Annotated in this window: 10 protein-coding genes; 7 read left to right on the top strand and 3 right to left on the bottom strand. The window is 47.2% G+C overall.

Going from position 1 to position 9,851, the window contains the following annotated elements; translation table 11 throughout:
* The first annotated feature begins 602 nt into the window (after positions 1-602).
* From Q502_RS00420 to Q502_RS00400, 5 genes are all read left to right on the top strand, one after another.
* Positions 603-1,316, top strand: coding sequence for a glycerophosphodiester phosphodiesterase family protein (locus tag Q502_RS00420; RefSeq protein WP_099831022.1), 714 nt, complete (start codon positions 603-605; stop codon positions 1,314-1,316).
* Complete coding sequence (locus Q502_RS00415) at positions 1,313-1,837, top strand: hypothetical protein (RefSeq protein ID WP_099831021.1); 525 nt, start codon at positions 1,313-1,315, stop codon at positions 1,835-1,837. Before Q502_RS00420 ends, Q502_RS00415 begins: the two co-directional genes overlap by 4 nt.
* Before the next feature lie 56 nt (positions 1,838-1,893).
* A complete protein-coding gene (locus Q502_RS00410; protein ID WP_243392457.1) occupies positions 1,894-2,532 on the top strand; it encodes a lipid-binding SYLF domain-containing protein in 639 nt (212 codons plus the stop codon).
* A gap of 162 nt (positions 2,533-2,694) precedes the next feature.
* A complete protein-coding gene (locus tag Q502_RS00405; protein ID WP_099831019.1) occupies positions 2,695-3,183 on the top strand; it encodes a hypothetical protein in 489 nt (162 codons plus the stop codon).
* Between the two features lie 47 nt (positions 3,184-3,230).
* Positions 3,231-6,035 (top strand): response regulator, encoded by a 2,805-nt coding sequence (locus Q502_RS00400; RefSeq protein WP_099831018.1) that lies wholly within the window; start codon positions 3,231-3,233, stop codon positions 6,033-6,035.
* A gap of 72 nt (positions 6,036-6,107) precedes the next feature.
* Here the strand turns inward: Q502_RS00400 and Q502_RS00395 are convergent, their stop codons facing one another.
* The 3 genes from Q502_RS00395 to Q502_RS00385 form a co-directional block, all read right to left on the bottom strand.
* Positions 6,108-6,359 carry an MMPL family transporter gene (locus Q502_RS00395; protein WP_258006136.1) on the bottom strand — a complete coding sequence of 84 codons (252 nt, stop codon included), beginning with the start codon at positions 6,357-6,359 and terminating at the stop codon, positions 6,108-6,110.
* 12 nt (positions 6,360-6,371) lie between these two features.
* Positions 6,372-7,004 (bottom strand): hypothetical protein, encoded by a 633-nt coding sequence (locus Q502_RS00390; RefSeq protein WP_102819070.1) that lies wholly within the window; start codon positions 7,002-7,004, stop codon positions 6,372-6,374.
* 322 nt (positions 7,005-7,326) lie between these two features.
* The gene (locus Q502_RS00385) at positions 7,327-7,905 is read right to left on the bottom strand and encodes an MMPL family transporter (protein WP_099831016.1); all 579 of its coding nucleotides are present in this window, start codon (positions 7,903-7,905) and stop codon (positions 7,327-7,329) included.
* A gap of 185 nt (positions 7,906-8,090) precedes the next feature.
* Here Q502_RS00385 and Q502_RS00380 point away from each other — a divergent pair, with 185 nt between their 5' ends.
* Complete coding sequence (locus tag Q502_RS00380; RefSeq protein ID WP_133117348.1) at positions 8,091-8,294, top strand: hypothetical protein; 204 nt, start codon at positions 8,091-8,093, stop codon at positions 8,292-8,294.
* Between the two features lie 480 nt (positions 8,295-8,774).
* Complete coding sequence (locus tag Q502_RS00375) at positions 8,775-9,845, top strand: DUF362 domain-containing protein (RefSeq protein WP_099831014.1); 1,071 nt, start codon at positions 8,775-8,777, stop codon at positions 9,843-9,845.
* Positions 9,846-9,851 lie beyond the last annotated feature (6 nt).

The following is a 9,851-nucleotide window of genomic DNA, read 5'->3' as shown; positions in this document are numbered from 1 at the left end:
TGCTTTTCATTTTCTTCTTCTCTGGTAAATAGAAACAAACGTCAAAACTTTCACTGGATATGTCCACTCCTACATACAACATGAGGGTTCCTCCTTTCACAACCTCGTACAAGGTGCGGTCTTTTCGACCATTACTCTCAATCGTGTTAAGAAGGGTGCCCAACCTGGCATACAGGCTCTAAGCCTAAGGATGACGACTGGCTACTCCCTCTACCCTCATTCTATACTCTCTACTTCCTCTCTTATGACAATACACGAGAATGACGGGATTTGACTTTTTCTTTACTTTAGGGCTTGCAACTCGGAACTGAGAACTTGCAACTGCTCCATCTCAAGGACGGCGGACCGTTGACGGGCAACGGTGTTTTTCATCAGCGACCAGCGGGTTCACCGCTTTTAAGCGCACAGCGGCTCTTATGCCTGCAACTTGGAACTGACAACTTGCAACTGATCTTTCGAAGGACGTCTTTTCAAAGCTTACGTGCGTCTTCACCTGCGTCAGCAGACTGGCGTGTTCTTGCCTTCGAATGCCTTGACTGAGTTGGGCTAACAAAGTAGAATGAATTCAGCAACGCTATATGCCGTTTTTGGAGGCGATTCTGATGTTGGTTTTAGCTCATAGGGGTATGGGGAAGGGCAGATACGAGAATACGCTGAAGTCTTTTGAGGAGGGTCTGTCCTTTGGCGCACATGGCATTGAGCTCGACGTAAGGCTTACGAAGGACGGCGCAGTGATCTTGAATCACGATCCCGATCTCAAGAGAACTCTGGGATTGGATGTCAAGCTATCTGAAACGACACTCGACGAACTGGACAAGATGGACCTGATTGGATTTGATTCTCTAACTACTCTCGAAACGGTTTACAAAGAGCTCCCCGAAGAGACATTTATTGATGTCGAAATCAAGGCCGTTGAAGCCGTCCCTCAAGTAATAAAGATTATCAAGAGGTTTGATGCGGTTGAGAGAACAATGTTCTCCTCTTTTCATCATGATTGTTTGCTTGCATTCACCGAGGAGTTCTTCGGCAATCCAATGATTGCACCTATAATAGATAAAGAGATCCGCCAAGTCGGCGGCGAAGAGTATCTGGCGGGCGTCATAAAGAAGTACAAGCCCTACTCAGTAAATCTCAACAAGGATCTCTTCGAATATTTGGGATTGGAAAAGGGCCTCTCTATGTTGCGGAAGGTACGTGAAGGCGGAACAAAAATTTCACTCTGGACGCTGAACGATCAGAATTTGCGCCTCAAGGTCAGGGAAGTCTGCGACTTTTTGATCACCGACTGTTCTGATAAGATGAGGGAGGTAGTATGAAGAAAACTATACGCAAAAGTCTAATTGTCACCTTTCTAATCTTAACTTCACTGACGATGCTTCTTGTATCCTCTTGCGGAGAGAAGACAGTCCAGCCCGAAGAGCAAATATCGCTTTCTCGGGAAGAGATTCTTGCTCTTTCGGGAATTGAGGAGAGTGAGATCGATTTCAGAAAGGTCAAGCTAGACGTTTCAGGAAAGCCTCAGCTTACTATTGCCGTTTACGACGGAGAAGGGAGAGAGATCTTCTCAAAGGACTTCCCTCAAAGTGAAGTTAAGGGAGGCTACGTTGCGGTTGCAGTGATCAAATCAGAGGTACTCGATGCCTTGCGATTTCTATATGGCGTGACCGACTCGAAGGGAAGTTTCTTCCCAATAGTTCAGGACTTGCCGTACTTCCAGTATCAGAACGTTGTTGTCAACAACGCCGATGTTCCAAGAATATCCTCAAAAGGAGAGTTTAGATTGTCTAGCGTAACCTTCGGTCAGGAAAGGCAGGAGGTTTTTCTTAGAGTGAAGTAGACTCGATACTTCGGGAGGGGATTGACCTGAAAAGGCTTTTCGTGGTGGTGATTCTTATGGCTTCTTTAATGGCATTCGGAGCAAGCTTGCCCAAAGAAAGGATTCAAAATGCCCTAAGTATTCTTCAAGAGCTTTCGGAAACGGAAGACAGTGGATCTTTTGCTGAGTTGATGAGTAAGTCTAGCGGAATAGTGATTTACCCTGAGATGGTGAAAGCCGCGCTTGGATTCGGCGGGCAGTTCGGAGAGGGTTTTCTGCTCAAGAGAGGAGAAGATGGCCGCTGGTATGGACCGTTGTTTCTCAAGCTGTACGGTATAAGCTACGGATTTCAGGCCGGCGTTCAAAAGAGCGGTCTGGTGCTTGTCATTATGAACGAGAAGGGCATTGAAGGTTTTCTAAGCAATAACGTTACCCTTGGCGGAAGCGCCTCAATTTCAGCCGGGCCCACGGGCAAGACCCTCTCTGCAGATACTGATTACAAACTAGAAGCTGCCATTTACTCTTATTCAGTCAGTAACGGCATCTTCGCCGGTGTATCACTGGGCGGTTCGATTGTACGCCAGGACACCGAAACAAACAGGGAGTATTATGGGCTATCGCTTACTCCCACCGAGATTATTGAGAGGGAAGCAAGCGGAGTGGGAATCGAAGAGCTTGTTGGATTTCTCAATTCATTGATTGGCCCCAAAGAATAGGCTTGCGCTTTAGCAATAAGAAACTGCAATATTCCGAAAAGCAAATCGAGTCTCAACTTCGATGCTCAGGTTTGAGAGCTTCTGTTTTTTCGATATCCAGCCTTCACGTACTATAATGGCACCAAGGCAGTTCTTCCTTTGCCAGATAGGGTAGGTGAGGTTTTGAGACTTCTCTTGGTTCTGTTCATTGCTCTTGTAGCGGTTGGTCTTGCTGTGAATATCGAAACGATTGAGAGCCTCAAGGACAGCTGCCATAGTGCGGATTCTAAGGGCTTTGAGATGGAAGGCGGCAGCTCCGCAACCGTTACTGCAATTCCCTATGAAGCCGTCTCGGAACTGGGCATTCCGATCGATGATCTAGTAGGGCTCTTGTTTTTTGAGCTGCCGGAGAACTCTTCGGAAGTATCCTTTCTAAATGTTACTGTGGCAGGGAAATGCAAACGTGGCGAAGCTGTGGATGGGGTTTGGGCAGATCTTTATGTAATTGGGGAAGGGTTCCTTGTTCAAACTACAAGGTATGATCCATTTATTCTGATAGATTCAAATAGACTAGTAGTTGCTCTTTCGAGTTATCTCGATACGTCAGTTTACTATTCGGTTGTTCTGAACGGAAGTAGAGCAACCTTCAAATGGGAGTTCAACGTTGACTAATGATGTAGTTAGACGATCGCATTCAGAGAATAGAGCGGAGAAAGTAAATGAGAAAGCTTAGCAGAAAGATCTCACTACAGTTCCTGCTCTTCGTTCTTGCGGTGCTAACTTTGCTTGTAACGTTGCTGGCGATCACTTTCATCCAAACAGCAACCGATGAGTACAAGAGCTACCTAACCGAAAAGAAACAGTCTGTCTTTCAGTGGTTCATAGATCTGCGCAGAGATCTGAAACTCTTTGTCGATCGTTACGCTCTCGAGCAGGTCCTTGAAAGTGGGTATGACATTCTCGTTCAACTCGGTGATGAGAGAGAGATTATTCTTAACAGGTCGGCTCTTTCCGACGAAGAGATTGATGAGATCGAAAGGTCGGGAAACGGATTTAAGATGCTTGAAAGGCAGCTCGTGTACTTCTCTACAATAGTTAGCAATGAAGTTCCGTACCTCGCAGGGATTATCTTCGACAACAACGATATCGAGAGTCTTTCGTCGTTTATCGGACAGGATGGGATTGCCTTCCTGCTAATCGGCGATTACTTTGTTATTCCGAGAGAGTTCTCGGACTCAGGATTATATGTGAGGACTGTTCTGGATGAGGAGAAGTGGTCGGAAGAGACACCTTTCACTGTCAGCGAACCCAGACCGGCTTTCTCTTTCTTCTCGTCTGGTTCTCTGTTCATTGTGGACAAGGTCTCAATTGGGGGCGCAGATATCTATGTGCTGCAATCACAGGGCCTCCTCGTCAAGCTAAGAAACAGACTGCTTCCAATTATCAGCATCGTTGTCCTGGGTGTCTTCGGTTTTTCCTTCGTACTTTCATTCTCGCTAAACGCTCATATATCCAAAGCCCTCTCGGAATTGCTGAAGGGATTTGAGTCGATAAAGAAGGGGTCGTTTTCCAGAGTCAAAATCAATTCGAATGACGAGCTTGGCGAGATAGCCTCTGAACTCAACAACACCATGGTCTTCATAGAGAGGACACTGGACAGATTGAAGAATTCCAACGAGCTCCTGAGAAAAGTATCTAAAGAGGCCCAGCAGGCAAGTAAGATGAAATCGGAGTTTTTGGCGAACATGTCACACGAGATGCGGACTCCAATGAACGCTATCCTTGGGTTCGCCGAGCTTCTTATGAACGACGAGACGAACCTCGAAAAGATGAAATACCTTAAGACTATCTATAGAAGCGGTGAACACCTTCTAAGCCTTATCAACGATGTGCTTGATCTCTCCAAAATTGAAGCGGCCCGTTTCGACCTCATGATCTCCCCTTACAGCCCATCGAAACTTGTCAATGAGCTTACTGAAACTTACCTGCCGATGGCCTATTCTAAGGGTCTGCATTTTGCAAACAGCGTAACGGAAAGAGTCCCGGAGTATGTGGATGGTGACGAGTTCAGGATGAGGCAAATCCTGACCAATCTGATTTCCAACGGACTGAAGTTTACCGAGAAGGGATACGTCTCGATACTGCTTGATTATGATGGAAAGTATCTCATATATACCGTTCAGGATACAGGCTTCGGGGTCTCCAGGGACGAGCTGGAAGAGATATTTGAGCCATTCATTCAGGCAGACGGAACCATGTCCAGAAAGTTTGGTGGGACGGGTTTAGGTCTTGCAATAACCAAGAAGATAGTTGAGCTCATGGGGGGAAGGATCAGATTCGAGAGTAAGGTTGGGGAAGGATCTAAAGTGACCGTCAGAATACCTTCGCAGGTTTCTAAAGAAGCTCCAAAACAAAAGGAGAGAGCCGAAATCTCTGTGGCCGGAAAGGTCATTCTCGCATCTGACGATGACGATTTCTTGATTATCGTCGGCTCCATGCTAACGAGAAACGGCATTCATTATCAACCCGTCAAGAACCTTACAAATCTCTCCAGAGCGGTTAAGGATCTCGGAGCATCACTTGCGATCGTAGACACTCCAAAAAAAGCTAGCGAGGCCCTTACTGCCCTTGATGGTATCTACGACGCTTCAATTATCGCAATCACGGATGCTGCCAAAGACGAAGTCCAGTTCGGCGACAGAGTAGATGAAGTTATCCAGAAGCCGGTAAGAGAAGAGGAGCTGATGAAAAGTATAGGCAACTACTTCGAACTCGCTCCGAAAGCAGGCGGTAAGAAGTACAGGATTCTGCTGGCCGAAGACAACGAGGCCAACCAGCTGTTGATAAAGGAAGTGCTGGAGAAAGCAGGATATTCGGTCGATCTGGCGAGCAATGGCAAAAATGCTGTTGAGATGATACGGAACAACAAGTACAATCTCGTTCTGATGGATATGCAGATGCCGATCATGGATGGATACGAAGCCACAAAGGTATTGAGAGAAGAGGGCTACAAGATTCCTATAGTAGCTCTGACTGCCCATACCATGCAGGGAGATGAGGAGAAAACCATAGAAGCCGGTTGTGACGGCTTTCTGGGTAAGCCTGTGAGTCAGTCTGATCTTCTCGAGGTAGTTCGCTATCATCTTGGCATCTATGACAAGACCGGCAAAAAGAGAGATGGAGAACAGGCAAGATCTTACAAGGCTAAGCATACGCAAGACAGCATCTCTCTCTTCGCTAAGGATATGGGCTTGTCGTTCGAAGAGGCCTCGGCGATGTTCGAAGAATATGGGGAACACATCCACAAAACCATTGACGATATTCAGAACGCTTTGGAAAGAAGAAACTTCGACTCCATCTCCAGAGACGGACACAGCCTCAAGGGCTCCGGAAGAATGTACGGCGTTGAAGAGCTGTCTGAAGTTGGATTCAAGCTTGAAACAGCAGGAAAGAGCGGAGACGACAAGACGATTGCAGACTGTATATTGGAGCTTAAGAAACTCTATAGAAAACTCTGGGCGTAGTGCTGGCCGAAGTAACCTGAGGACGTATCACTTTGCTTTTCTCGAGAGCTTCTCTGTCAACTTTGATTCAAGTCAGCTAGAGCTAAGAATCGCCGGTATTATTACAAGTGTGGACATAGAACTGATCGCCATAGTAAAAATCGCTAGCAAACCAAATACCGAAACGGTTAGAAATCTCGAAAAAGCGAGAACTGCAAATCCCGAAATCAGAGTCGCCGCATTCACCAGCAACGCATGGCCCGCGGTTCTTGAAGCTTTGCTAGAAAGCTCCTGAAGACACAGCCCCATCTTGAGCTCTGGTCTTACTCTTTCGATGAAGTGGATCGCATAATCTATTCAGACTCCCACTGAAATGCTAGCCACGAGAACAGTTGCCGCATCAAGCGAGACCCCTAGAATACCCATGGTCCCCACACTGAACGTAACGGCAAAGAAAAGGGTAGCATGGCCACCGATCCCACCAGGAGAGAAGAAAACATTAGCGATACAAGCGACCATACGACCAGAACCGAGAATGCGAGACTGATCGCCTGGCTTCTGGAGAAACTCTCCATGTGAAGCTGAATAATACGGGGGTGTGCCCTTAAGGGTGACGCTGAATTCCGCTGGAAGTATCTCCTTAAGGCCATTCTCAACGCGGACAAGAGTTCGGGAGATGTCTCTTGCGTTGGTATTTCTTATGTAGGTGTGAATTGCTGCTCTTGACGAGTCTTGATTAACGGAGCCCTGAATAACGGTCCCCGCAGTCGTACCTCTAAGAAGGTTCAGCTGCACTTGAGTCGGCAGGCCAGAATAGACGCTCTCAATCAGATTTGCAAAAGTTGAGGTCTTCGAGAGAATATTAAAGCCTTCCAGGAAACTTTCCAGATCATTCAGAGTATCTATGAAGGCCGGTGTCAGTACACCGCCCGACTGGTTTGAATCAACGACTTTCAGGAGGAAGGAGGATCCACCAACCCTTTTTTTCAAAGGCCTCTACTTCCTTTGAGACTTCGCTCTCCTTCCTGAAATATTCCGAAAGATTCGACTCGAACTGCAAGTTAGCAATTCCAAACGCGCACAACTACCGCCAGAATTGACAGATATGTCACCGGTTTTCTGTGTCTGGATACTGAAAGAGAGAGTCTGTGGAGCAACCTTTCTATGAGCGGCTCCTTGAGTCCTCTTTAGGTGGCGATCACAAACCTAGTAGTTGGCAAGACTTTAATAAGCGCAAGGACGGCTAAGAGTGAGAATATCATAGCGTAGAGAATCCCGAATACGCTGAAATAACCTAATTCATGCATTGGAATCACGCTTGAGAAGGCGAGAGAACCAACCCCCCCGCTGTGGTTAGCGAGGTCATCATAACCGGCTGAATCATCGATTTCATCATCTGCATTATCGCCTCCCTCTTTACCGAGCCCTTCAAGATCTCCACTCTGTACCTGCTGAATATGTGAATACTGTCGGGGCGGCCCATGGCTATCAAAAGAATTGGAAGAACTGCACTCATAATAGTGAGTGGAGTATCCGCCACTGCCATTGGTCCGAGAGTCACCGCCACACTTGAGAGCGCTCTGATTGACGGTGTTAGAACACCCGCAACACTCCTGAAAGTGAGAAAAGTCACGAGAAAGGCAATGACTATGGCTATCGGAAACAGCAGGAGAACATCTGCAGTGACAGTGTTGTCAACTGAATAACCCAGAAATAGTTCGCCGGTCAATCTATATCTGTCCGCGCCCCACTGTGAATCGAGTGTATTCTGAATTCCCTGAATAGCCGTTTTTCCCCTGCTGCCCAGTCCGCCTCGTACATACAGTTTCACGAGGGCCGCGTCGCCTTTTGAGCTTGCCGCGAAGTAGCTATCAAAACTCTTTTCGAGCAACTTCCTGAAAGCCTTGACTTCCTCAACCGTAAGTGGAACCTGGTCGTAACCGGAACTGTCTTATGACCAGACCCTGAAGAGTGATATAGGTAGTATCAAGAGGGCTCAGAGCCCTCGAAACATTTGGAATTTGTCTTATGGTCGAGATTGTCTCGGAGAGTTTCTGCCATGAGGCGGGATCATCCATGTTTCTTAGAAGCGCAAGGTACAGCGGCTCCCAGACAGAGAACTCTCTGGCGGCCAGTTCATTCTTTCTTATGACTCCCTCGGAGTCCGAGGCAAGATTGTCGATATTTGTTTCAAATCTCAATGAAGTAACCGTCAATCCGAAAAGAACTGTGATAGCAAGAAACGCAAGAATTGCCAACTATGGAAAGATTATGCTGTAAGGCATCAGTCTTTCCGATGCTTTCAAAAAGATTCGGGTTATGAATGGCTGCTTCCCGGCCTGTAGTCTTTTCAGCTTCTCCAGCCCCCCAAAGAGGCGGTCGATTATTGATATGATACCATTGAGAATGTAGGTTGAAACATTTCGTCCTTGATAGCGATCGGCTTTCAACGTGTTGGAAATAAGAGCGAGCCTTCCAGGGTTCGCGGAGCTTTGGATCAACGTTTATTCTAGAGAGTTAATATGGAGGGAGATGCAGGTTGGATATTTCCGGAAGAATCAGAGGTGGTCTTCTTCACCTCCCTGAGTTCAGTTGCAAACTCCTCTTTTGATGCATCGTTTTTGCTTTGAGTAGCTTCAGTCATGTTATATTGATTAGTCGGATAGTTAGCCCGGGATAGGGGAAAGTGAAGGGGATCATGGACCCGACCCGAAGTTTTGGGCTTCCACAGAGGTTTTTCCTATAAGGGAGGAGAGATATATGAGCACAGTCTATTTCACGGATATCGATACTACTCCGCAGATGGGGCTCCTGAAAAAGGTTGAGGCTCTTCTAAAGAGAGCGAAACTTGAAGAAGTGGTGGAAAAGAACAGGCTGGTTGCCGTTAAGCTCCACTTTGGAGAGTACGGAAATCTCGCATACATCCGTCCAAACTTTCTGAAGGTTATAACGGATCGGATCAAGGAACTGGGAGCCGTGCCTTTCTTGACAGATGCCAACACTCTTTATAAGGGCAGCAGATCCAATGCTGTAGACCATATGAAAACCGCTTCACTGAACGGCTTCACGATGGAATCTGTGGGTGCTCCAGTTGTAATTGCAGATGGCTTGAGAGGTTCAGACGAGATTGAAGTGGAGATTGACGGCGAGTACATAAAGAAGGCGAAAATAGCATCGGCAATCGCTCTGGCTGACTCCCTGGTAGTCGCAAGTCATTTCAAAGGACATGAACAGACGGGATTTGGGGGAGCTCTTAAGAATATCGGAATGGGAGCAGCCTCAAGAGCGGGAAAGATGGAACAGCACTCCGAATCTAAGCCCGTTGTTAGAGAGTCAAGATGTGTGGCCTGCAGAATGTGCGAAAGGAACTGCCCAACAGGAGCAATAACCGTTGAGAGAGTCGCAAGAATAGACTATGAGCTCTGCATTGGCTGCGGTCAATGCATCGCTATGTGCAACTACGGTGCGATGACGGCCGGACCTGGAGGAACCCCCGAATCGCTGAGCAAGAAGATCGCCGAATACGCTCTCGCCGCTACGAAGGGTAAGAAGGCCCTTTACATCTCCTTCATCAACAATGTATCACCCGATTGCGATTGCTGGCACATAAACAGGCCCCCGGTGGTTGATGATATTGGAATAGTCGCCAGTAGAGATCCCGTTGCACTGGACAAGGCATGCATAGATCTTGTAGTAGCAAGGCTGGGATACGATCCTTTCGAAAGGGCCCATCCCGGTATCACATGGCGTTATCAACTTGAACACGCCGAGAAGATCGGCCTTGGCAAGACAGAATACAAACTCGAGAAAGTCGCCTGCTTCGGTGAGTAATAGTTC

Origin of the sequence: Mesotoga sp. Brook.08.YT.4.2.5.2. (genome assembly GCF_003351125.1) — a bacterium.
Lineage (GTDB): Bacteria > Thermotogota > Thermotogae > Petrotogales > Kosmotogaceae > Mesotoga.
Note: the sequence above shows the minus strand (reverse complement) of the source record. Positions and strands in the feature narration are given on the sequence as shown.